23 protein-coding genes are annotated in these 22,634 nt (G+C 44.1%); 19 read left to right on the forward strand and 4 right to left on the reverse strand.

Going from position 1 to position 22,634, the window contains the following annotated elements:
* Positions 1-48 precede the first annotated feature (48 nt).
* Both ACFQ0C_RS26625 and ACFQ0C_RS26630 read right to left on the reverse strand, forming a co-directional pair.
* Complete coding sequence (locus tag ACFQ0C_RS26625; RefSeq protein ID WP_258215137.1) at positions 49-813, reverse strand: ABC transporter permease; 765 nt, start codon at positions 811-813, stop codon at positions 49-51.
* Complete coding sequence (locus tag ACFQ0C_RS26630; RefSeq protein ID WP_258215138.1) at positions 746-1,585, reverse strand: ABC transporter ATP-binding protein; 840 nt, start codon at positions 1,583-1,585, stop codon at positions 746-748. The genes ACFQ0C_RS26625 and ACFQ0C_RS26630 overlap by 68 nt, the downstream gene beginning before the upstream one ends.
* Positions 1,586-1,814: 229 nt before the next feature.
* Here ACFQ0C_RS26630 and ACFQ0C_RS26635 point away from each other — a divergent pair, with 229 nt between their 5' ends.
* From ACFQ0C_RS26635 to gndA, 7 genes are all read left to right on the forward strand, one after another.
* On the forward strand, positions 1,815-2,777 hold the full coding sequence (locus ACFQ0C_RS26635) for a stalk domain-containing protein (protein WP_379371138.1): 963 nt from the start codon (positions 1,815-1,817) through the stop codon (positions 2,775-2,777).
* A 242-nt stretch (positions 2,778-3,019) separates the two neighbouring features.
* Positions 3,020-3,616: a hypothetical protein gene (locus tag ACFQ0C_RS26640; protein WP_258215140.1), complete on the forward strand. Its 597-nt coding sequence runs from the start codon at positions 3,020-3,022 to the stop codon at positions 3,614-3,616.
* 141 nt (positions 3,617-3,757) lie between these two features.
* Complete coding sequence (locus ACFQ0C_RS26645; protein ID WP_379371141.1) at positions 3,758-4,768, forward strand: LacI family DNA-binding transcriptional regulator; 1,011 nt, start codon at positions 3,758-3,760, stop codon at positions 4,766-4,768.
* 2 nt (positions 4,769-4,770) lie between these two features.
* On the forward strand, positions 4,771-6,042 hold the full coding sequence (locus tag ACFQ0C_RS26650) for a nickel pincer cofactor-dependent isomerase, group 22 (protein WP_258215142.1): 1,272 nt from the start codon (positions 4,771-4,773) through the stop codon (positions 6,040-6,042).
* Entirely contained in the window at positions 6,039-7,592 is a 1,554-nt protein-coding gene (gene gntK / locus ACFQ0C_RS26655; RefSeq protein WP_379371143.1) for a gluconokinase, read from the forward strand. The genes ACFQ0C_RS26650 and gntK overlap by 4 nt, the downstream gene beginning before the upstream one ends.
* Positions 7,593-7,631: 39 nt before the next feature.
* The gene (locus ACFQ0C_RS26660; protein ID WP_379371145.1) at positions 7,632-8,399 is read left to right on the forward strand and encodes an SDR family oxidoreductase; all 768 of its coding nucleotides are present in this window, start codon (positions 7,632-7,634) and stop codon (positions 8,397-8,399) included.
* Between the two features lie 75 nt (positions 8,400-8,474).
* Positions 8,475-9,887, forward strand: a complete 1,413-nt coding sequence (gene gndA / locus ACFQ0C_RS26665) for an NADP-dependent phosphogluconate dehydrogenase (protein ID WP_258215145.1) — start codon at positions 8,475-8,477, stop codon at positions 9,885-9,887.
* A 7-nt stretch (positions 9,888-9,894) separates the two neighbouring features.
* Here gndA and ACFQ0C_RS26670 read toward each other — a convergent pair whose 3' ends face one another.
* The gene (locus ACFQ0C_RS26670) at positions 9,895-10,236 is read right to left on the reverse strand and encodes a hypothetical protein (RefSeq protein WP_379371148.1); all 342 of its coding nucleotides are present in this window, start codon (positions 10,234-10,236) and stop codon (positions 9,895-9,897) included.
* Positions 10,237-10,407: 171 nt separating this feature from the next.
* Between ACFQ0C_RS26670 and ACFQ0C_RS26675 the strand changes: the two genes are divergently transcribed.
* Positions 10,408-10,908 (forward strand): shikimate kinase, encoded by a 501-nt coding sequence (locus ACFQ0C_RS26675; RefSeq protein WP_379371150.1) that lies wholly within the window; start codon positions 10,408-10,410, stop codon positions 10,906-10,908.
* Here ACFQ0C_RS26675 and ACFQ0C_RS26680 read toward each other — a convergent pair.
* On the reverse strand, positions 10,905-11,198 hold the full coding sequence (locus ACFQ0C_RS26680; RefSeq protein ID WP_379371152.1) for a rhodanese-like domain-containing protein: 294 nt from the start codon (positions 11,196-11,198) through the stop codon (positions 10,905-10,907). The genes ACFQ0C_RS26675 and ACFQ0C_RS26680 overlap by 4 nt on opposite strands.
* A 197-nt stretch (positions 11,199-11,395) precedes the next feature.
* On the opposite strand from ACFQ0C_RS26680, the gene aroA reads away from it, so the two are divergent.
* The 11 genes from aroA (at position 11,396) to ACFQ0C_RS26735 (ending at position 22,626) form a co-directional block, all read left to right on the forward strand.
* A complete protein-coding gene (gene aroA / locus ACFQ0C_RS26685) occupies positions 11,396-12,691 on the forward strand; it encodes a 3-phosphoshikimate 1-carboxyvinyltransferase (RefSeq protein ID WP_258215149.1) in 1,296 nt (431 codons plus the stop codon).
* Between the two features lie 64 nt (positions 12,692-12,755).
* Positions 12,756-13,568 (forward strand): C39 family peptidase, encoded by an 813-nt coding sequence (locus ACFQ0C_RS26690; protein ID WP_379371154.1) that lies wholly within the window; start codon positions 12,756-12,758, stop codon positions 13,566-13,568.
* Between the two features lie 40 nt (positions 13,569-13,608).
* Positions 13,609-14,034, forward strand: coding sequence for a CoA-binding protein (locus tag ACFQ0C_RS26695; RefSeq protein WP_379371156.1), 426 nt, complete (start codon positions 13,609-13,611; stop codon positions 14,032-14,034).
* Positions 14,035-14,037: 3 nt separating this feature from the next.
* Positions 14,038-14,694 (forward strand): thiamine phosphate synthase, encoded by a 657-nt coding sequence (gene thiE / locus ACFQ0C_RS26700; RefSeq protein WP_379371158.1) that lies wholly within the window; start codon positions 14,038-14,040, stop codon positions 14,692-14,694.
* A gap of 131 nt (positions 14,695-14,825) precedes the next feature.
* A complete protein-coding gene (locus tag ACFQ0C_RS26705; protein ID WP_379371160.1) occupies positions 14,826-15,536 on the forward strand; it encodes a hypothetical protein in 711 nt (236 codons plus the stop codon).
* A 108-nt stretch (positions 15,537-15,644) separates the two neighbouring features.
* The gene (locus ACFQ0C_RS26710) at positions 15,645-17,537 is read left to right on the forward strand and encodes a glucose PTS transporter subunit IIA (RefSeq protein ID WP_379371162.1); all 1,893 of its coding nucleotides are present in this window, start codon (positions 15,645-15,647) and stop codon (positions 17,535-17,537) included.
* Entirely contained in the window at positions 17,530-19,263 is a 1,734-nt protein-coding gene (ptsP, locus tag ACFQ0C_RS26715) for a phosphoenolpyruvate--protein phosphotransferase (RefSeq protein WP_258215155.1), read from the forward strand. Before ACFQ0C_RS26710 ends, ptsP begins: the two co-directional genes overlap by 8 nt.
* Before the next feature lie 68 nt (positions 19,264-19,331).
* Positions 19,332-19,868 (forward strand): type 1 glutamine amidotransferase domain-containing protein, encoded by a 537-nt coding sequence (locus tag ACFQ0C_RS26720; RefSeq protein WP_258215156.1) that lies wholly within the window; start codon positions 19,332-19,334, stop codon positions 19,866-19,868.
* Positions 19,869-20,139: 271 nt separating this feature from the next.
* Positions 20,140-20,559, forward strand: a complete 420-nt coding sequence (locus ACFQ0C_RS26725) for a hypothetical protein (protein WP_258215157.1) — start codon at positions 20,140-20,142, stop codon at positions 20,557-20,559.
* A gap of 178 nt (positions 20,560-20,737) precedes the next feature.
* Positions 20,738-21,757 carry a catabolite control protein A gene (gene ccpA, locus ACFQ0C_RS26730; protein ID WP_258215158.1) on the forward strand — a complete coding sequence of 340 codons (1,020 nt, stop codon included), beginning with the start codon at positions 20,738-20,740 and terminating at the stop codon, positions 21,755-21,757.
* 167 nt (positions 21,758-21,924) lie between these two features.
* The gene (locus tag ACFQ0C_RS26735) at positions 21,925-22,626 is read left to right on the forward strand and encodes a 5'-methylthioadenosine/adenosylhomocysteine nucleosidase (RefSeq protein ID WP_379371166.1); all 702 of its coding nucleotides are present in this window, start codon (positions 21,925-21,927) and stop codon (positions 22,624-22,626) included.
* Positions 22,627-22,634 lie beyond the last annotated feature (8 nt).

Below are 22,634 nucleotides of genomic sequence, written 5' to 3' on the forward strand. Positions count from 1 at the left end.
TAATATCGCCTGTTCATCTAGCTGGACAGGTCGCACATTCAGTAATTGTTACTTCTTCTGACCGGCTAATCCGTACCGTATTAATATGGTATCCTCCAGCCTTTTGAAGCAGAAATGGTCGGAAAGGGTACCTAGAGCCGCGATAATAATAACGATACATAACATCAACGCCGTATCGGCGAGATTGCGGCCGTCCTGAAGCAATTGTCCGAGCCCGACACCTTTGGCAATCAGCTCGCCGGCTACCAGTGCCCGCCATGCAAACGCCCAGGCAACACGAACCCCTGTAATCATATGCGGGAAAGCTGCGGGAACCATAACTTGGTAAAACATTCGGAAGCCGTTTCCTGTGCCCATAGTTTGTGCAGCTTTAATATAGATGGGAGGAATATTCATAATTCCAGTACGGCTGGACATTGCCATGGTCCAGGTTGCTCCGAGAGTGGTGATGAAAATAACTGAAAAGTCATTCATTCCAAACCATATAATGGCGAATGGGAGCCACGCGATACTTGGAATGGTTTGCAGTGCAACAACCAAAAAGCCAAGAGTGTCATCAAGCAAACGATATCTTGCAAACAGGAATCCAAGCGTAGTACCGATTAGTATCGATATTACGAATGAGGTTAACAAGCGGCGCAAGCTTTCATATGTTGCTTCGAGCAGCCGTCCGTGGACAAGACCATCGTAAAAGGCCTGAAAGGTTTGGACAACGGAAGGAAACTTCCAGCCCCAATCAAAGATTCTAAATCCCGCCTCCCAAGCTATCAGAAGCAGAACTAGAAAGAGTGTTCTTCTTAATGCTGTACTCATCGCCCATTTCCTCCTTTACCACTTTTTCCAGCTCATCAGCGAGGGCTTCCATGATGCTGTTTTCCACGTGGTGGAGTATCGGATCGGCCAAATCTCTTGGGCGAGCGGCGCGAACTGAAAATTCTTTCTTGATCGTACCCGGACGGGTCGACATAACAAGAACACGGTCGGAGAGGATAACGGCTTCACGAATATTATGTGTAATAAACAGTATTGTTTTTTGTGTGCGCATCCAGATTTCTTCCAGATCTTTGTGCAAAATGAGCCTTGTCTGCTCATCAAGTGCTGCGAACGGTTCATCCATGAGCAATATCTCCGGGTCCATAGCCAAAGCGCGGGCAATTGCTGCTCTTTGTTTCATCCCGCCCGAAAGCTCGTGTGGATAGCGGTCAGCAAATTTGCTTAAATGAACGGATTTTATCTGCTCCATTGCGAGCTCTTCACGTTCTTTTTTTGAAACTCCCTTTTGTTTTAAGCCGAAAGCAACATTATCCAATACAGTTAACCAAGGAAATAAGGCATGTTCCTGAAACACAACAACGCGGTCCGGGCCTGGTGTACTGCAGGGTCTACCGTTTACGGTTATAACTCCTTGCTGTGCTTGCTCCAAGCCTGCGACCAAATTTAGGAGCGTTGACTTTCCGCATCCCGACGGTCCCAGCAATGAAACGAATTCCCCTTTTTTAATGGAAAGAGATACGTTATCAATAGCAGTAAACGTACCGCCAGTACGCTGATGAAAGGTTTTGCTTACATCCTTGATTTCGATCAAATTGATTCACTCCCCCTAAAGTCCCAACAATGGTACTTTTCTTATGTAAGATCAAGCAAAATTGTTTTAGAGTTTCTTTCGCCATAAGAAGTTTTCTTATACCAACCTATTTTATCGGAATTAAAGCTTTTGTCAATAAAAAATTTAAAGAGGAAAAATGTCAATACATGGCGAATTATAGGAGGATGGTTTTTTTTGCAAATTTATTAAGAAAGGGTTTGGATAATTTATGAAGCAATGGAAACGTGTGCTTATCGCTGGAACGCTGCTAGGCAGCACTTTCACCGCAGGTGTATTTGCAGAAGATGTGCTTCAGCGAGTGGAAGCTTATTTGCGACCCGATTTCAATATTGTAGTGGATGGAACTCCAGTTAAGCTGGATGGCCCAACGCTTATTTACCAGGACGCGAGCTATTTGCCATTAAAGGAATTAGGAAACTTGCTTGGCGCGAATATCCTTTATAAGGACGTCAATAAAACCATTTATATTAACAGTCGCATTAATCCCGAGCAGGTTGTAGATGAGAAGGATCTTACGACGGATGAGTTTAAGTTTAAGAACCCTTATTCTATTATGGTCAATTATTTGGGTGCTGAGTATCCGTTGTTACTAACAAATGCAGAAGATAAGAATAATATATCTAATCGGCTTCTTTATTACCGTCTGTCGGATTTGAGGAAAATGGGGATCGAAACGGGCGGGATGAAAAAGTCGAAGGAAATGTTGACCGAAGAGTTGTATGTGACTGAAACCGAATTAAAGCAATTTGTGAAACAGCTGCCGACCCAAACCAGAAGCTCAAGCGCTGATCGGTATGTAATAGCAGGGGAACTTAATACAAAGAAGCTCGACGCTCTTCAAAATTACATAAAAACTACAATGAATTCTCAAAACAAAGATAATAAGGACAGGGATAGAGGATTCAAGTATACCTCCAAGCCAATTATCGTGGAAAAGACTGAAAACGAAAATGAATATCAGTATATATATTATCAAACCACCTATTTTGACAAATATATAAACAACCGTTATGTTCGAACTAAACTGACTTTGACCAAAAGAGAGCTCGATAGCGATGGTTACACAATTAATACCCACGCCATGACTGATTTAAATGAGCAGTTGGATATCAAAGAGAGAAGAAAGACCGAGGAGGAAGCCAAAAAGGTACTTGACCCTGTAAAGCCATAAAGCCCAATGTTGTGATAATATAGACCGATCCCTATAGAGGGAGCCGGTCTTTTTGGAGTAAGTCATAAATTGTACACCTTGGTTTTGTCCTGTTCAAAAAATGGTTAAAATAAAAAAGTAAAAAGGTCAATAAACCAAGTTGCTAAATCATATGATTCATAATAAGATAGAAGTAAGTAACTGAATTATCTGAAAATTCTATCAAAATATGTATGGAGTGCCATTTTTGGGAGGGGATTGCCGTGAGTAAGAGTCATGAAGTGGAATATTGCAACCTTGAGTTACGATTTGACCGTCGGCTAATCCGTAATTTCATCAAAGCGTTAATTCAGGAGGGCTATTCTTTATATTGGAATGAAAGCGAGCAGCAATTTATTGTTTCAATCCGAACTGGAAGGAAGCTGGTGAAGCTTAAGTTTCAACGCATTGGGGAACGTTACAAAATTGTTGGCAATTATTCCTTTAAAGATGAGAAGCTGGCGGAATTGATGGAAAAAATGATTGGCGATACTCGAGGGCACGCTGTTGTGAAACGATTTAAGGACCGTCAAATATTGATTGAAAATATTATGTTTGGGGAAATTATCCGCATGGTTGAAATTTCTGGAGTCGAACATAAAGTATTATTTCAGAAGGAGCCGGTTGTTACGGTAGAGGAAATGATGCAAGCGTTCAAATCCAAGCGTCCTGACGAACGTATTCCCGTGCTTCGGTTGGAGCTTGACTATGAATTAGCCACACTTCATGATGCCATTCAGTCCAAAGACAATGAAGCAATCAGATCGAGTAAAGAAAGGTTGTTGGAATTAAGGCATGAGATGCTGCTGCTGGAAATGTAGATTAGATGATTGACGAGGTCTGTGTAGATGCACAGACCTTTTTTATGATAAAATACAGCAAAACAAGTGCATACTGCGCAAAAAATGATCGTTGTTAACGTGTGCAGCTGTATGATATTATAAAACCTGAGGTGGTAAGAGTTGACTGTTACAATAAAGGATATTGCCAAGCTGGCCAACGTGTCTCATACAACTGTCTCCAGGGCGTTGAATGATAGCCCTCTTATAAATCAAGAGACGAAGGAAAGAATTAGACAGCTTGCCATCGGTCTAAATTATACACCCAACTATAATGCAAAAAGTCTTGTATTGGATAGATCGTACAACTTGGGACTTTTTTTTTCAACTCTCCATACGGGCACCTCGGCAGGCTTTCTTTATGAGGCTGTCAAGGGTGTAAATGATGTCATTAAAGATCAGTTTAATTTGATAGTACGCGGAATTGATGATTACACAAGTTTTCAGAAAGTAAATCGAAAAAGCTATGATGGTATAATTGTTATGAGTCAGAGCTCAAGTGATCAATCTTTTATTGAATATGCAGCGGAAAAGGAAATTCCTTTGGTTGTACTAAATCGGGAGATTGACAATGTTCAGGTTATGAATCTGATTCCTGATGATCAGGGCGGTGCTTACCGAATCGTCGAATATTTAATTCGCCAAGGTCACAGAGATATTGCTATTATAGAAGGGAAACAAAATTTCAAATCTACACAATCTCGTCTAGATGGTTATCTTGAAGCTATGAATCATAACCAGGTTCCTTTACGTGAAGATTATCAGGTGCATGGCAATTATGATTTGGAAAGCGGCTATACGGCTATGAATCATCTGTTGAAGCTGGAGGCTAGGCCTACGGCGGTTTTTTGCTGCAATGACGACATGGCGCTAGGTGCTATTAAGGCAATTACGGAGAAGCAGCTTACTGTTCCAGGTGATATCTCGGTTGTAGGCTTCGATGATCATATTTTTTCCGGATTTATGTCTCCAGCCTTGACAACCGTTCGCAGACCCATCGAACAGATCAGCAGAGAAGGAGCAGCCAAGCTGCTGACCTTCATTGACACCAAGCAGATCGAGAAAGACAAGATTCTATTCCATACGGAGCTTGTGATTAGAGATTCCGTTAAATCGATTACAGGAGGCGCATGATTATGAGTATACTGAGAAAAGTGCTTGAGGACATTCCAATACCGCAAATGGTAAAAATTCGTCAGAAGTTTGACGGCACAAAATTGGAAGACTTGGCAGGTGGGCTTGAGAACGAGCTGCAAAAGCCAGGTGCGATAGATCAGATTAAACCAGGTCAGCAAGTAGCAGTTGCTGTAGGCAGCCGAGGCGTTGCTAATATTGCGTTATTTACAAAAGTGACAATTGATGCTATAAAAAAAGCCGGAGGCCATCCATACATCGTTCCGTGCATGGGCAGCCATGGCGGTGCAACAGCCGAAGGACAAAAGGACGTATTGCATCATTTAGGCGTTACAGAGGAGGCTATGGGCGCTCCAATCCGCTCTTCGATGGAAGTAATCAAGCTCGATGAGCTGCCTAACGGATTGCCGGTCTATGTCGATCAGATCGCTTCCACAGCCGACGCAATTGTCGTTATAAATCGTGTTAAGCCTCACACGGCTTTCCGTGGACCTATTGAGAGCGGTATTATGAAAATGATCGCGATAGGGCTGGGCAAGCAAAAAGGTGCAGAAGCTTGCCATCAGCTTGGCTTCAAATACATGGCTGAGAACGTGCCTGCTATGGCCAAAATTATGATTGACAAGCTGCCGATTGTTTTTGGAGTGGCCTTGGTCGAGAATGCCTATGACGAGACCTGCCGCATTGAAGTGCTGCCAGCGGCTGAGATTGAAGCACGTGAAGTGGAGCTGCTTGTCGAGGCGAAAGCACGTTTGCCCAAAATTTTGTTTGATCAAGTCGATGTGCTCGTAATTGATTATATCGGTAAGAACATAAGCGGCGATGGTATGGATCCGAATATTACAGGCCGTTATCCAACTCCTTATGCGCATGGCGGACCTGATGTTTCGAAGATGGTAGTCCTTGATTTGACGCCTGAAACAAAAGGGAATGCGAATGGAGTAGGCACAGCGGATTTTACAACACAACGTCTTGTTGATAAGACAGACCTGCATGCAACTGTGGTCAATGGGCTTACATCGACAGTGTGTGCACCAACCAAAATAGCGAGCACATTGGATAATGACTTCTATGCGATTAAAGCGGGCGTGAAAACTTGCAATATTTTGGATTATACGAAATGCAGATTGGTTCGCATTCAAGATACGCTGCATTTAGGTGAAATCGAGATTTCAGTAAATCTGTTGGAGGAAGCTAAGCTGCATGCAGATATTGAAATTTTAAGCGAGCCGTATGATTTGCAATTTGACAGTGAAGGGAATCTTGTGAAATGAGTTTGTCTGTTCAAAAGCCTTATATTTTAGCAGCAGATATCGGCACTACCAGCACCAAAACGCTTGTAATTGACCGTGACGGCCGCGTGCTGGCATCGCATTCGGTTGAGTACCCGCTGCATACGCCAAGACCGGATATGGCTGAGCAGGACCCGGATGAAATTTTTCGCGCTGTGTTGACCTCAATACAAGCCGTTATTGCAATAGCACGAATATTGCCGAGCCAAATTCTATGTGTTTCGTTCAGCTCGGCTATGCATAGCCTTATTGCGGTTGATCGCGATTTGAATCTGCTAACACAATGCATCACTTGGGCGGATAACCGCAGTGTTGACTATGCACGCATACTGAAAGAAGAGATGGACGGACACCAGATCTATCTGAATACCGGGACTCCGATTCATCCGATGTCGCCATTGCTTAAGCTTATGTGGTTCAGAGATAACCGTAAGGATATTTTTGAACAAGCTTATAAATTTATTGGGATCAAGGAATACGTATTTGCCAAGCTGTTCGGTCAATTTGTCATTGATTACTCGATTGCCAGTGCAACAGGCTTGTTTAATTTACGCAAGCTTCAATGGGATGAACAGGCTTTGGCAGCATGCGGTGTTCGTCCCGAGCAATTGTCTGAGCCCGTTTCCACGGTTCATCACCTTGCCGGCATGAAACAGGAATACGCGCAAGCGATGGGGCTTCAAGTGGATACTCCATTCGTAGTAGGAGCCTCTGACGGGGTTCTGGCTAACCTTGGAGTAGGTGCTTTTGAAGAAGGCGTCTACGCTGTGACGATTGGTACGAGCGGTGCTGTACGCGGTGTTGTTCGCGAACCTATAACAGATCCGAAAGGCAGATTGTTCTGTTATGCCTTGAAGGAGGATTTCTGGGTAGTTGGCGGAGCTATTAACAACGGCGGCATTATGTTCCGATGGGTCCGCGATCAGCTGGCAACTGCAGAGGCAGAAGAGGGACGTCGCAGGGGTATGGACCCATATGATTATTTGACTTCTTTGGCACAGGAAGTCGCTGCAGGCTCTGATGGGCTGATTTTCTTGCCTCTCCTTGCCGGTGAACGTGCTCCTTATTGGAATGCCAATGCTCGCGGCGTCTTTTTCGGATTGTCATTGTACCATCAGAAGACGCATATGATCCGTTCAGTAATGGAAGGTGTGATGTACCGGATCCAATCGGTGCTAACTGCCTTGGAGGAGCTTTCTGGTCCGACCAAAGAAATTCGCGCTTCGGGCGGCTTCGCACGTTCAAGCTTCTGGCTGCAAATGATGTCCGATGTAACTGGCAGTTCCGTTGTTGTTCCAAACTCAATTGAAAGCTCAGGCTTGGGTGCAGCACAATTGGGATTGTTAGCTATGGGCGAGATCAAAGATTTCTCGGCGGTTCATCAATGGATGCAAATTCAGCACAGCCATAAAACCAACAATGAGAATTATGAGCATTACCAAGAGCTGACAACGATTTATAGTCGTGTGTACCATCAGCTGAAGGACGAATTTGACATGATTGCTGAGTACCAACAGAAATATACGAAGTAATCAGATTAAGATTCTTACAAAAATATTAGGAGGCTCACTATGAATTTATTTGATTTGACAGGAAAAACTGCTGTTATTATCGGCGGAAACAGTACTTTGGGTGGTGCTATGGCGGTAGCTTTAGGCGGTCATGGTGCTAATGTAGCGGTTGTCGGCCGTAATGAAGAGAAATCGCTGAACGTGAAAAAAAGCGTTGAAGAAGCTGGAGGCAAAGCGGAGGTTTTCTCAGCCGATGCAACGAATGCGGAAGATTTGCAAAAAGTGCTTGCCGATGTTCTGGCTTGGACAGGCCGCGTTGACATATTAATGAACTGCCCTGGCAAAAACAGCCCGACTCCATTTTTTGATATCCAGATGGAAGAGTGGGATTCTATCATGGAAGTTAACTTGAAAAGCGTTGTATTAGCTTGCCAGGTTTTTGGAAAACATATGGTGGACAAAGGTGAAGGTGGAAGTATTATTAATATTTCATCCGCTTCCTCTGAAATTCCATTGTCACGTGTGTTTACTTATTCCGCTTCCAAGGCTGCGGTTAACAATGTTACCAAGTTTTTGGCGCGTGAATTTGCACCTGCACGTGTACGTGTTAATGCCATTATTCCAGGCTTTTTCCCTGCTGAACAGAACCGTAAAATTTTGTCTCCGGAGCGTACAGCATCCATTATGGGGCATACACCAATGAATCGTTTTGGCGATGCTGAGGAGTTGCAAGGCGCGGCTGTATTCTTGGCTTCCGAGAAGGCTTCCAGCTTTGTGACGGGCTCGCTTGTTACAGTTGACGGCGGATTTACTGCGATGACAATTTGATGCTGCATTTTCAAAATCAATTATAAATCGTATAATAAACTAGATTGGATAAAAAGAAGGAGAGGAAGTAAACAAATGTCGAAACAACAAGTTGGCGTGATCGGATTAGCGGTCATGGGCAAAAACCTGGCATTAAACATCGAAAGCAGAGGGTTCACAGTGTCGGTTTATAACCGCTCCCGTGAAAAAACGGATGCTTTGATCGAGGAAGCAAAAGGAAAAAATTTAGTAGGTACATACAGCATTGAGGAGTTCGTAGCATCCTTGGAAACACCCCGCAAAGTGTTGATCATGGTTCAAGCGGGAACAGGTACTGATGCAACGATCGATTCATTGATTCCACATTTGGATAAAGGCGATATCATAATTGATGGCGGGAATGCATACTTCCCTGATACACAACGCAGAAACAAACAACTGGCAGAACACGGATTGCGTTTCATCGGTACCGGTGTTTCCGGCGGTGAAGAAGGCGCATTAAAAGGTCCTTCCATTATGCCAGGCGGGCAAAAAGACGCTTATGAATTGGTAGAACCGATTCTTACTGCAATTTCCGCAAAAGTAGGCGGCGACCCTTGCTGCACATACATCGGACCCGATGGTGCGGGACATTATGTTAAAATGGTTCACAACGGCATCGAGTACGGCGACATGCAGTTGATTTGCGAAGCTTACCAGTTGCTAAAAGACGTTCTTAACGTGAGCACGGATGAGCTGCATGAAATTTTTGCTGAATGGAATAAAGGTGAGCTTGACAGCTACTTGATCGAGATCACTACCGATATCTTTACGAAGAAAGATGCGGAAACTGGTAAAGCAATGGTTGATGTAATCCTTGACTCTGCTGGTCAAAAAGGTACAGGCAAATGGACAAGCCAAGATTCCCTTAACCTGGGTATTCCCTTATCAATCATTACAGAGTCGGTATTCTCCCGTTTCTTATCGGCTATGAAGCAAGAGCGCGTTGCTGCAAGCAAAGTGCTTAATGGACCGAAGACATCTGCATTTGAAGGAGATCGCGGCGAGTTTATAGAAGCTGTTCGTAAAGCTCTATACGCCAGCAAAATTTGCTCCTATGCACAAGGCTTTGCCCAAATGAGAGCAGCTTCCGAAGAATATAACTGGAGCTTGGATTACGGCAGCATTGCCATGATTTTCCGTGGCGGCTGCATCATTCGTGCCCGCTTCCTGCAAAATATTAAAGATGCATACGACAAAAATGGCGAGCTGAAAAACTTGTTGCTTGACGATTACTTCAACAATGTAGTTGATAACTACCAAGATGCTTGGAGATCGGTCATAGCTACTGCCGTTACCCGCGGTGTTCCAATTCCTGCGTTTGCTTCTGCATTGGCATACTACGACAGCTACCGCACAGAGCGTCTGCCTGCTAACCTGCTTCAAGCGCAACGCGATTATTTCGGAGCTCATACGTTCCAACGGTTGGATAAGGAAGGTTCTTTCCACTTCAATTGGATGGAAAATTAATATAAAGCTACAACCGGCTTATGGTTTTGGATGACTTAGGTGGAGGAGTTAAGCCGTAGGTTGCCTCTGAGATCCAGTTTTTCAAACGATCAGCTTCCTGGTCGAAGCCGTTGCGCCGTTGTATCAGCATTAAAGAAATGTCCGCGAAATAACGGAAATTTTGCATTAAACGTGGCTGGGAGAGCTCCATTAGGTGGGGATCCTCTTCAGCCACCTTTTTTTTAATGAATTCCAAAATCCAAACGACATCTTCTTTACATAAGGTGTGGGCAGGATTAAGAATTTGTTCCAGCTTTCGCTGTGCAAGATTCGCACTTACCTGTTGAGGTTGATGCATGGCCGATTGCATGGCAGAATCATCTCTCTTTCGTCTATTTTGAGCACATAGTAATAGGATGGCTGCTCTACTGGGGTTTATTCACCATTCATCTTATGATTTTGTCCAACTTTATATTCATGATGTTCATCATATGGTATGATTATAGGGTTATTATATAAGGCATTCAGGGGTGTTAACGCGTTGAAAAAAAAGAATGTAATTTTAATAGGTTTTGCAGGGACAGGTAAATCAACAGTAGGAAAGGCATTGTCAGAGCGTTTGGGCTGGCAATTTATTGATACGGATCAGCGAATTGAGGAACTGCAAGGTATCAGTATTAGCGAGATGTTTCAAACAATGGGTGAGCAAGCTTTTAGGGTCGTGGAAAGCGAAGTAATAGATCGCACTCTGAAGGAAGAGAACCAAGTTGTATCTACAGGAGGAGGAGCGGTTTTGGCTGAGCTGAACCGGGTCCGCATGCAAGAGGATGGGTTTGTTGTTAATTTAACCGCTTCCAAGGAAATGATCATAACCAGGGTAAGTAAAGATCAAAGCCGTCCCCTCGTACAAGGTAATGTAGAAGAAAAGGTGACGGCATTAATGGAGAGTCGGAAGCATGCTTACGATTTTGCTGATTTAGCTATAGATACAAGTGAATTGACGGTAAATGAGATTGTTGAGAGAATTGCAGCGGTTCTTTAGAGAGAGTCCCATTCTAACATGCCACCGCTCATATTTTTCAAGTTCATAAAGCCTTGTGCTGTTAAGTATTCATGGGCTTTTCCGCTGCGGTTTCCGCTTCTGCAGACTAGAATGGTCTCTTTGTCTTGAGGAACCTCTTTTAATCGATCTGGAATTTGCATAAGCGGTATGGAGACAGCACCTGGAATCATGCCAAGAGCAATTTCATCCGGCTCCCTTACGTCAATAATATGCAGCTCTTCATTATTGCTTAAACGGTCTTTTAGCTGCTGTGGAGTAATAGTTGTCATGCTTTTTGACCTCCTATAGTTTTCGTAGAAACTTGCATCGCATTTGGTTGCTTTTAGTTTCAAAGTCAATGATATAGACATTATATAGCAGGTGTCAAACTTCCCGGTTTCCATCCTTATACCCTTATGGTAAAATTGCTGTAACTTATATGTTGAAATATGACGGATTATTTGCCGAACAGGAGAGATACATATTCATGAAAGCTATTGTAAAACCGACAAATCAATTACAAGGAACAATTAATGCTTTATCCTCTAAAAACTATACAACTCGTTATTTGTTGATCGGTGCCCTCGCCGAAGGGACAAGCACCATCTATTATCCCGCTCATAGTGAGGACAGCGATGCAATGCGACGTTGTATTCGTGATTTGGGAGCCATAGTTGAAGAAGATGATGAGAAAATGACGATTCAAGGCTTTGGTAAACACCCGCTGCATGTGAAGGAATTAAATGTTGGCAATGCCGGAGCTGTGCTTCGTTTCCTTATGTCTATTGCTTCATTTTGTCCTGAGCTGACCTTTGTTAATACATACCCTAATTCGCTTGGAAAAAGACCTCATGATGATTTAATCGACACGCTTCAGCAAATGGGAGTGGAAATCGAACATAACCAAGGAAAGCTGCCGATAACGATCCGTGGCGGGCAACCTCGCGGCGGTAAGATTCAAGTATCGGGTAATGTAAGCTCCCAATTTTTGAGCTCATTGCTTTTCATGACGCCTCTTCTTGAGGAAGATAGTGAGATTGAAGTGCTGCATGACTTAAAGTCCAAGGTTATCGTAGGACAGACCTTGGAAGTTATTGAGCAGGCGGGAATCAAGATTGAAGCATCAGCAGATTTAATGCACTATAAAGTGCCGGGTCGTCAAAGCTATCAGCCTCAGAAATATGTAGTGCAGGGTGATTACCCAGGGTCTGCCGCTATTTTAGCTGCTGCCGCGGTTACCAATTCAGATGTGACAGTGCTTCGACTCGAAGAGAAGAGCAAGCAAGGCGAGAAGGCAGTCGTCGATGTATTGAAAGCGATGGGAGTTAATTTAACTCACGAGAATGGCGTTGTTCATGTTCAAGGTAACCAGCAGCTGAAAGCCGGAGAATTTGATGGAGATCATTTTACGGATGGTGTTCTGGCAATGGTTGCCGCCGCTGTATTTGCTGAAGGAACCTCGCGCTTTTATAATGTTGAGAACCTTCGTTATAAGGAGTGTGACCGAATAACTGATTTCGTTACAGAGCTTCGTAAAGCGGGAGCGGATGTAGAGGAAAGACAAAGCGAGATCATTATTCATGGACGTCCGCAAGGGGTAGAAGGTGGTGTGGAGATCAATGCACATTACGATCACCGCGTTATTATGGCGTTAACTATAGTCGGCTTACGTTCGGACAAAGGACTTGTAATAAAAGATGCACATCATGTTGCAAAATCTTATCCGCATTATTTTGAGCATTTATTGTCATTAGGCGCTCAAATAGAATTGGTTGAAGAATAAACATTTATTATATTTCAAAGCATTCATTATTGATTGCAACTAAGCCAAAAGTGGGTTGAGGTCGATGAAGGTCCTATGGAAAGGAATCCAAGTGACGTTTGGTTTTTTCCTCATCGCAGGTCTCCTTTTCGCAAGTGGAGTATTTACTATACTGCTGTATGCCAGAATAACGGGGCAAGCTTGGTTTGAAGAATCATCTCCCATAGCTTATGCTGAAACAGTCGGCGCCAAGCAGCCTATTGTGTTGACGGCGACCGTAACGCCTCCTGAGCCTCCCGCCAAGTCAGCTATGTTGGATGCGCCGGTCGTTCGCCAGCTTCCCGAGCTGCCTTCGGGGTGTGAGGTTACGAGCTTAACGATGATGTTCTTATTCTTCGGAATTCAGAAAGATAAGATGGAGCTTGTACCTGAAATGAAACGCGATACAACCCCATTAAGACGAGGGAAGAATGGGGCCATAGCTTATTGGGGAAATCCTAATACAGGGTTTGTTGGTGAAGTTACAGCTGCAGGGAGAGGCTTTGGGATCTATCATGGCGCTTTGTTTGAGCTCCAGAAGCAATATATTCCTAAAGCGGTAGATTTGACCGGCCAGCCCTTTGAAAAGCTTGAGCAGCAATTACGAGAGGGGATTCCATCTGTTGTATGGACAACTATCGATTACCGTGTTCCTGAAAAGTGGAATGTTTGGGATACTCCTATAGGTCCCATTCAAACCACCTTTATGGAGCACGCCGTGCTGCTTGTAGGCTTTGACGAACAAAATGTATATGTTAACGATCCTTTAAGCGGTCAAGCAAAAATAAAGATTGATAAAGGACAGTTTCTCGAAACATGGGAAGTCATGGGTAAGCAAGCTTTATCTTATCTTAAATAATGCAGTAACTATTCCATCCTAAAGAGGAGCTGAAACTTCTATGGCATTCGAAAATCCTTCCAGAGATCATATCAGAGAACTGCTGTCTGCTGCTAAAAATGTTGCTGTTGTAGGTTTGTCAGACAAACCGGATCGTGTATCTTATATGGTAGCGGAAGCGATGCAAAAGAAGGGCTACCGAATCATTCCAGTTAATCCGAATGCCCAAAATATTCTTGGAGAGACTTGTTATGCGACTCTCTCGGATATTCCGGAGTCAGTGGATATTGTGAATGTTTTCAGACGCAGCGAGCATGTTGTACCTGTTGCCGAAGAAGCGGTGCAAATTAAGGCCAAAGTATTTTGGCTTCAACAGGGTATATTTAACGAAGAGGCGGCTGATATTGCCGCAGCTGGTGGCTTGGAGGTCATTATGGACCGTTGCATAAAGGTGGAGGACTCCATTCTACTTCCAGGAGGGAAATAAGCATTGTTACGTGACCGTGATCAAATTATTAAAGACTTACAGGTTTATTTGGTTATGGGGCTGGAAGGTTATGGACACCTGACAGCCCTTCAGCTTGCTCGTGAAGCAATTGCAGGCGGGGTAACCATGGTTCAGCTCAGGGAAAAAAATGCACCTCTTAAACAAGTACTGGCCCAAGGAGCTCAACTAAGGGAGTTATGCCGTGAGCTTAATGTTCCGTTTCTTGTCAATGATCGGGTAGACGTCGCCATTCTGCTTAATGCAGACGGTGTTCATGTCGGTCAGGATGATATTCCTGGTGCAGAAGCCCGCAGGTTATTGGGGGATGACAAGATTATTGGCATCTCGGCTGGAACTATGGAAGAGGCGGAATGGGCCATGGAGAATGGCGCCGATTATGTTGGAGTTGGACCTGTATATTCAACTGCAACCAAACAAGATGCCGGTGAGGCTATCGGTACTCAACTAATCTCTGCGGTTGCTCAACGTTGGAATGTTCCAGTAGTGGGTATAGGTGGAATAAATAGCGAAAACGCCGCGGTTATAGTAGAAGCGGGAGCTCATGGTGTTGCAGTCGTTTCAGCAATAACGAAGCAACAAAATCCGTTTCTGGCTGCTCAAACGCTTGTAAGTAGTTTGCAAAAAGCACAGCTCAAATAAAAAATTAATTATCCACCAGCTTCCATAAATAAAATAAATCCTCCATAGAGACAATAAGAAAGGCTTCTGGATAAGAACGGTGAAATAAACCGGAACCGGAAGACTTTGCCACTCTCAAGGAGGATTTTCACATGTATCAAAATAATCAGCAATACGGTATGCAAAATCAAATGGGCTATTCAAATGTGAACTCTCAATACCGCGGTTTGGAAAATAAATTTCAACCGATAGGGAATGTACAGTCACAATATAACCAAAATCAAAATCAAAACATGAGCAACCAATTTCAAGGCTCCAATCAATATTCTAATTTTCAATCCCAAAGCCCACAATCTTACCACACGGCAAACTACCAGGGTGACCAACAAGGCCATGATACTTACTTGAGATCGGATTCCATGCAGCCATCTCAAAATCAGTATAGAGCAAGCTTTTCTAACCAAGCAAACTCCTATACTAATAATATCGGATCCTCCTATGGCTCTCAACAACAATTCGCACAACAAAGTCCGCAATCCTTTCACGCGGCAAACTACCGCGGCGACCAACAAGGACATGATTCATACTTGAGATCGGACTCTTCCCAACCGGCTCAAAATCAATATGGTATGGGTGCGAGCAATTTCAATTCGTACAGAACGAGCTTCAACAATAATTCGAACCCATTCGGTTCTTCTCAAAACCAAGGCTTTAACCAGTCCCAGAGCCCACAATCTTACCAAACAGCAAGCTATCGGGGAAACCAACAAGGTCATGACAATTATTTGAGATCAGATTCCAACCAACCTGCTCAAAGTCAGTTTAGCAGCAATAACACTAACTTCAATCGATATCAGTTTTAATATCTAACATGGGAAGCGGGCCAACCGGCTCGCTTTCTTTATTTGAGGCTGTTTGACAAAAAGCGGTATTGGCTTTACCATCGAATTAGAAAGGAGGGTGCGGTTGGTTTGAACTGGATGGGTAACTTGCAGCAGTTGGGCCGGTCGTTAATGCTTCCGACCATAACGATCCCCGTAGCGGCTATTATGCTCTGTTTGGGTAGTTTGCCGTGGGGAGATATTAACATGTCCCGCTTCGGAGAGATTTTGTTGTTTTGCGGAAATACGATATTTACATACTTACCGATGATTTTTGCCGTTGGGGTTGCTCTTGGATTGACGGAGAGCGCTGGAATAGCAGGGATGTCCGCTCTAATTGGTCATGTCATGTTTATTCAAGCGACACGTCATTATTTAGGTCAGGAATTCCACTTGGGAGTCCCTGGAGGTATTTTAATCGGTCTGATCGCAGCTATTTTGTATCATCGCTCCAAACATATTCAATTGCCTGAATACATCCAGTTTTTTGGCGGTCCGCGGATGGTTCCCTTACTTATGGGATTGGCGATCTTTTTACTGAGTATAATTACTATCGAAATCGGCCCTTATATGGAAGCTTTCATGGAAACGCTCTCCACTACTATACTTGGCTTAGGCGGTTTTGGTACATTTCTGTATGGCGTTATTCACCGATTATTGGTGCCGTCGGGATTGCATCATGTGTTCAATAATTTTTTCTGGTTCCAGCTTGGGGCTTACGAGAAGCCCGGAGGCGAAATGATCTATGGGGATTTGCCTCGATATTTTGCCGGCGATCCCTCTTCAGGCGTGTACATGGCAGGTTTATACCCGATCATGATGTTTGCCCTGCCTGCAATAGCTTTAGCCATTATTCAGGAAGCCAGGGAGGATTTGAAGCCCAAAATCCGCGCTACCTTTTTAACAGCTGCGCTAGCTTCTTTTTTAACCGGTGTTACGGAACCCATTGAGTTCGCTTTTCTGTTTGTTGCACCTTATCTGTTTATCGGCCATGCCATCTTGTCAGGTCTTGCGATGTGGATAGCATACAGCTTGAATATCCATCATGGATTCTCGTATTCCGCTGGTGCGATAGATTTTGTGATAAATTTTCATTTGTCACATAACGGCTGGATGCTGATTCCGATCGGGATTGCCTATGGACTTCTTTATTACTTCTTTTTCCGTTGGGCCATTCGGACTTTTCGTATCCCTACACCTGGACGTGAGGAAGGCTCTAAATTGGAAGAGTGGGCAGGCGACATTCCATATCGTTCCCCATTAATATTGCAAGCACTGGGCGGCAAGGACAATATTAAAAATATTGAGGCTTGTATCACGAGGCTTCGTCTGACTTTGGTAAATGACAAGATGTTGGATATTGCCTCGCTCAAGCATTTGGGGGCAGCCGGTGTCATTCGTTTGGGTGGCGGGAATGTGCAAGTCGTCTTTGGAACTTATTCCGAATTAATCCGGGAAGAAATTAAGAAAGTGCTTCGCAAAGATATTCATCAAGTGTTGTTCAATGCTCCGATGCAAGGCCATATGATCCCTTTGGAGGAAGTGCCGGATAAAATCTTTGCAGGTAAGCTGGTTGGAAACGGGGTAGCTTTTATGCCTGACCGCGGTGAGCTTGTCGCTCCTATCGCTGGGAAGATCATCATATTATACCCGACTCTCCATGCCATCGGCATTCAAACGGAGGAAGGTCTCGAGGTACTGCTTCATATCGGCATCGATACGGCACAGCTGCAGGGTAAATGGTTTACAGCCTTTATTAAAGAAGGCGATATGGTGGAAGCTGGGCAATTACTCGTTCGTTTCAACCTGCAAAAGGTGAAAAAGAACTGCACCTCGCTTGCTACACCTATGATCATTACCAATGTGGATAAAGTGAAATCTTGGAGTTTTGCTCCGTATAAATCTGTTAAAAAAGGTCAGGCGTCCGTCATGTCAGTTGTACTTAAAACGGAAGCCACAGGGGGAGGGAACGTTTTTGGTTGAGGGGATCGGAGCTTCATCAGGTATAGCGATGGGGAAAGCTTTCGTTATTCCAACTTGGGAGTGGGACTTTCCTGACAAGCTGATCGATGTCGCCGACTTGGCCTTTGAATTTGAAAGGCTTTACGATGGCATTCGCACTTCCAAGGATGAAATTGTACATATGAAGCAGGAATTCGTAACCGTGCTGGGAGAAGAGCAGACCTCCATTTTTGATGCTCATTTGGCGATTCTCGAGGATCCTGTTTTTATGAGTGAAGTGCAGGGGATCATGCAGCGGCAGTATAAGGCGGCAGAGGTTGCGGTAAAAGAAGCGATTGAAAAGTTTGTGAACATGTTTGACTTGCTGGATGATCAATATATGAAAGAACGAGCCCTTGATATCAAGGATGTTGGCAATCGCCTCCTGAAGCATCTGCTGGGTGCTCTTGAAGAGACGCTTCCTCCTAAAGACCAGCCCTATATTGTTGTAGCCAAAGAGCTGATTCCATCCCAGATGGTTCATCTGGATATTAATCAAGCGTTAGGCTTGGTGACCATGCTGGGGGGGAAGACCTCACATGTGGCTATTATGGCTCGTGCTATGGGTCTGCCTTATGTATTGGGGGTAGAGGGCAAGCTGAACATTGCGATCCAGAATGGGGATTTTCTTATCATCGACGGCGATGAAGGGCGCGTATTCGTTAACCCGTCGGAAGAGCTGATTGAGCAATACAAGATACGTAAATCCATCTGGCAAAAAATGCGTGAGAAGCTCCAGACGCTTGCAGATATTCCGACACAGACGAAGGATGGAGTGGCCTTCCAGTTAGCCGCTAACATAAGCTCCGTTAAAGAGCTGGATCAAGCGCTAAGAAACGGAGCGGCCGGCGTAGGGCTGTTCCGGACCGAGTTTCTATATATGGATCGTGACAGCCTACCGGAGGAAGAAGAGCAATTTGTAGTTTACAAGCAGGTCGCTGAACAGTTGGAAGGCAAGCATGTCGTTATCCGTACTCTGGATATCGGGGGGGACAAAAGTCTGGATTATTTTGCTCTTCCTGAAGAGGACAACCCTTCTTTGGGCTATCGCGCGATACGCATTACCCTGGACCGAACAGATCTGTTTAAAACGCAGCTAAGAGCCATTTTGAGAGCCAGTCATTACGGGAATATTAAAATCCTATATCCGATGATTTCCTCCATTGAAGAGCTTGATAAGGCTAATCAACTATTGGAGGAAGCGAAGCAGGAGCTGCGTCTGGAACGGATACCGTTTCATCCTAAAATTGAAGTTGGTATTATGATCGAGGTGCCGGCAGCCGTAATAATAGCCGATTTGCTAGCGCCAAAGGTCGATTTCTTTAGTATTGGAACGAATGATTTGGTTCAGTACGTTCTGGCAGTAGACCGGATGAATGAACAGGTAGCCCATCTTTATGATCCGTTTCATCCCGCTGTATTGCGAATGCTGAAAAGAACGGTGGAGGCTGCCAAGGCAGAAAATCTGCAGATCAGCGTTTGCGGTGAAATGGCAGGAGATATTCGCGCGCTTCCGATCTGGCTGGGACTTGGAATTTCTGATCTAAGTATGTCCGTAATGTCCATACTTCGCGTCAAAAACAGCTTATTACAAAGCCAATACAGTGAGAGTGCCGCGATATGGGAAGAAGTGCAGCGCTGCAGCAGTGGTAAGGCGGTCGTAGATGTGTTGAATCAATACTTGCACCAGGATGTTTTGGCCAAATAGAGCGAGCTTTCCAAGAACGCTGGCGTGATTGTAATAGAGATAACGAAAAATCGGATGGAGGTTGTACAATGGAATTAAAAGGGTATAAGGTTTTGGCCTTTGTTGATGAGGAGTTTGAAGATTTGGAAATGTGGTATCCAGTGCTTCGCTTGCGTGAGGCCGGTGCAGAGGTTCATTTGGCGGGACCAAAGGCTAATACGGTTTATCATGGGAAATATGGCGTCCCCTTAACGACAGAATATACCTTTGGGGAGGTACGAGCAGCTGATTATATCGGACTCTATGTTCCAGGTGGTTGGGCTCCGGATAAATTGCGCCGCTATGCGGATGTGTTGAAGCTAACTAGGGAATTTCATGAGGCTGAAAAGCCCATTGCTCATATATGTCATGCCGGTTGGGTGCTAGCTTCCGCAAAAATTTGTGCGGGCTATACGATGACCTCTACACCAGGAATTAAGGATGATTTGGAAAATGCAGGTGCGATTTGGGTTGACGAGGAAGTGGTTGTCGATCGTAATATCGTGTCGGGGAGAAGACCTCCAGATTTACCGGCTTTCTTGAGAGAATTTGTACGTGTGTTGGTAGAATATAAAACAAAATCATAATTAAAGTACGTTCCCGATGTGATGGACCTGCGAAATGATGCGATAAGAGCCGCACTGGTTATGCATTTTATATCGATACCTGCCGTTCGTAAACGCGTTTGAACGCTATTCAGGTGTTAAATATTACTAGACCTTGCACAGCAGGAGATTGCTATTTGAAGTAGAATTATTCTACATAAGAAGCGAGTTAGTATAAGTCCGTTTCCTGTTCGGTATGGGCTTATTTAAACGACCGCGGTGACCTGTTGCAGTGACGAAGGAGTGGTATTGGTTGCATAAGCAGTGCAAGTGTGGCAGCTCTATGAGCATACGGCTGCGGACTGTCATCTATCAGAACAAAGTAGAAATTGAGAATGTCCCTATATTCTCATGCGAGATGTGTCAACGAAGCGAAGTGTTTGCTGAAGTGAAACCAGAACTAACTGGAATCATTGGCAAGCTGGGGAATTTACCGGAAAAACAGCAGCTGCATTTTAACGAAATTAGTGAAATCGCACATTTGATGGTGAAGGTTACAGAGAAAAAACACGCGTCCGATCCTGTCGAAAAAATTGTGGGAGAACGAATTAATGAGCTGCTCGATCTACTCTTATTGGCGCAGTCTTTGGCCGATGAGCCTTGGACAGAAGAGATTCGCAAGAGGTTAACGCAAATATCCAAGCACTCTCTTTCAGCTAACGATTTAAACTAATAACCAATCCGGACCCTAATTTATAAGCCATCTGCCATGCAGTTGGCTTTTTTTGCTTTTTTTTGTTACTATTAATGAAACAACATGCTGAATTCATTGCGCAAAGCCGTAATTTGTCGTATGATAAAGCTTAATAGTGAAGGATCGATAGTTTTATACATTTTATATATTGGAGAGAATGACCGTGACTGTAACCATTTATGATGTAGCCAGAGAAGCAGGGGTTTCCATGGCAACCGTTTCGCGGGTTGTCAACAATAATCCGAATGTAAAGCCACAAACCCGTAAGAAAGTTTTCGAAGCAATAGAGCGTCTCGGTTACCGGCCGAATGCTGTAGCCAGAGGTTTGGCAAGCAAGAAAACAACGACCGTAGGGGTGGTCATTCCCGATATTTCCAATACTATTTTTTCCGAAGTGGCGAGAGGTATTGAAGATATCGCTAATATGTACCATTACAATATCATTTTGTGTAACGCTGACAAGAAGAAAGAGAAAGAAATCCGCGTTATTAACACGTTGCTCGAGAAACAGGTGGACGGGCTGTTGTTTATGGGCGGCGCAGTAACTGAAGAGCATATCCAAGCTTTCAAAACATCCTCAGTTCCTATTGTGCTCTGCGCAACGACGGATGAGAATAATGCAGTTGCTTCTGTTGACATTGATCACGAACAAGCAGCTATGGATGCTGTCTCCTTGTTGATTGAGAACGGACATCGCGATATTGCGATGATTTCGGGAACGCTGCAAGATCCTGCCAATGGATTTGCCCGTTATCAAGGATACAGGAAGGCGCTGGAAGCAGCTGGAATTCCAATTCGTGAGGAATATGTACGAATCGGAAACTACCGCTACGAATCAGGTCTTGAAGTAACCAAGCATTTCCTTGAGCTAAGCGAACGTCCTACAGCGATTTTTGCTGCTACAGATGAAATGGCCATAGGTGCAATTCATACGCTGCAGGATAGCGGCTTGAAGGTACCTGACGATATTTCTGTTATCAGTGTAGATAACATTCGCATGGCATCCATGGTACGTCCTCAGCTTACTACGGTAGCGATGCCGATGTATGATATCGGTGCTGTGTCTATGAGGCTTCTGACCAAGCTGATGAACAAAGAAACGAAGGAAGCTTCAGAGCTAATGCAGGTAATTTTGCCGCATGAGGTCATTCATAGAAATTCGGTGGCTCATCGTTAATGAGCCTCTTTCTTTTTTGTTATGTCGAATTTTATGCAAACAGTTTCAATGAACAAACAGGCTGATGCTTGAAACTATGTAATTTGATTATACAGCGAAGGTTCACATCACTTATAGGTGGACTTTTTTGTTGGGGATTTACTATTTAAGGTTGGGAGGATATTCGCTTGTCTTATGGGAAAATAGGAGTTATCGGCGCAATGAAAGAAGAGATCGAATTGTTCCTCGACCATATGGAGCAAGTTAAAGTTACCGAGAAGGCTAAGGTTTCTTATCGAGAAGGCTTGCTGCATGGCAAGAACATAGTGCTGTGCAAATCCGGTGTCGGTAAAGTAAATGCTGCACTAACAACTCAAATTTTGATTGATACATATGGCGTGGATGCTATTATTTTTACCGGAGTGGCCGGAGCAGTGGATCCTGAACTGAATGTAGGAGATATTGTCGTTTCTTCAGAATGCTTGCAGCATGATATGGATGTAACGGCGCTAGGATTTCCGCGAGGGACCATTCCTTATGAGGAGACCTCCCTGTTTATTTCAGATGAACAACTACGACAATTAGCAGTTAATGCAAGCACAGAGCTGTTCGAAGGCCGTGTAAAAGTGGGCAGGGTGCTATCCGGCGATCAGTTTATTGCTAGCAGGGAAGTTGTCGCTCAGCTGTACAGTGAACTGAATGGTGCTTGTACAGAAATGGAAGGGGCAGCTGTTGCACAAGTTTGCTCATTGAATCATATACCTCATGTGATCATTAGATCCATGTCCGATAAAGCGGATGGTTCGGCACATGTTAATTTTGCTGAATTTACTTTGCAAGCTTCAGGGAATTCTTACCGTATTGTCGATCATATGCTAAAGCATCTGTAGAATAGAGA

It is taken from the genome of Paenibacillus sp. GCM10027630, assembly GCF_042676305.1.
In the GTDB taxonomy this organism is placed as follows: Bacteria; Bacillota; Bacilli; order Paenibacillales; family NBRC-103111; genus Paenibacillus_S.

Bases quoted from the DNA above. Each gene is read 5' to 3' on its own strand.
- ccpA (WP_258215158.1), top strand. From the start codon at position 20,738: ATGACCGTGACTGTAACCATTTATGATGTAGCCAGAGAAGCAGGGGTT.
- ACFQ0C_RS26660 (WP_379371145.1), top strand. From the start codon at position 7,632: ATGAATTTATTTGATTTGACAGGAAAAACTGCTGTTATTATCGGCGGA.
- ACFQ0C_RS26695 (WP_379371156.1), top strand. From the start codon at position 13,609: ATGGCATTCGAAAATCCTTCCAGAGATCATATCAGAGAACTGCTGTCT.
- ACFQ0C_RS26680 (WP_379371152.1), bottom strand. From the start codon at position 11,198: ATGACAACTATTACTCCACAGCAGCTAAAAGACCGTTTAAGCAATAAT.
- ACFQ0C_RS26720 (WP_258215156.1), top strand. From the start codon at position 19,332: ATGGAATTAAAAGGGTATAAGGTTTTGGCCTTTGTTGATGAGGAGTTT.
- ACFQ0C_RS26705 (WP_379371160.1), top strand. From the start codon at position 14,826: ATGTATCAAAATAATCAGCAATACGGTATGCAAAATCAAATGGGCTAT.
- ACFQ0C_RS26690 (WP_379371154.1), top strand. From the start codon at position 12,756: ATGAAGGTCCTATGGAAAGGAATCCAAGTGACGTTTGGTTTTTTCCTC.
- aroA (WP_258215149.1), top strand. From the start codon at position 11,396: ATGAAAGCTATTGTAAAACCGACAAATCAATTACAAGGAACAATTAAT.
- gndA (WP_258215145.1), top strand. From the start codon at position 8,475: ATGTCGAAACAACAAGTTGGCGTGATCGGATTAGCGGTCATGGGCAAA.
- ACFQ0C_RS26625 (WP_258215137.1), bottom strand. From the start codon at position 813: ATGAGTACAGCATTAAGAAGAACACTCTTTCTAGTTCTGCTTCTGATA.
- gntK (WP_379371143.1), top strand. From the start codon at position 6,039: ATGAGTTTGTCTGTTCAAAAGCCTTATATTTTAGCAGCAGATATCGGC.
- ACFQ0C_RS26635 (WP_379371138.1), top strand. From the start codon at position 1,815: ATGAAGCAATGGAAACGTGTGCTTATCGCTGGAACGCTGCTAGGCAGC.
- ACFQ0C_RS26650 (WP_258215142.1), top strand. From the start codon at position 4,771: ATGAGTATACTGAGAAAAGTGCTTGAGGACATTCCAATACCGCAAATG.
- ACFQ0C_RS26670 (WP_379371148.1), bottom strand. From the start codon at position 10,236: ATGCAATCGGCCATGCATCAACCTCAACAGGTAAGTGCGAATCTTGCA.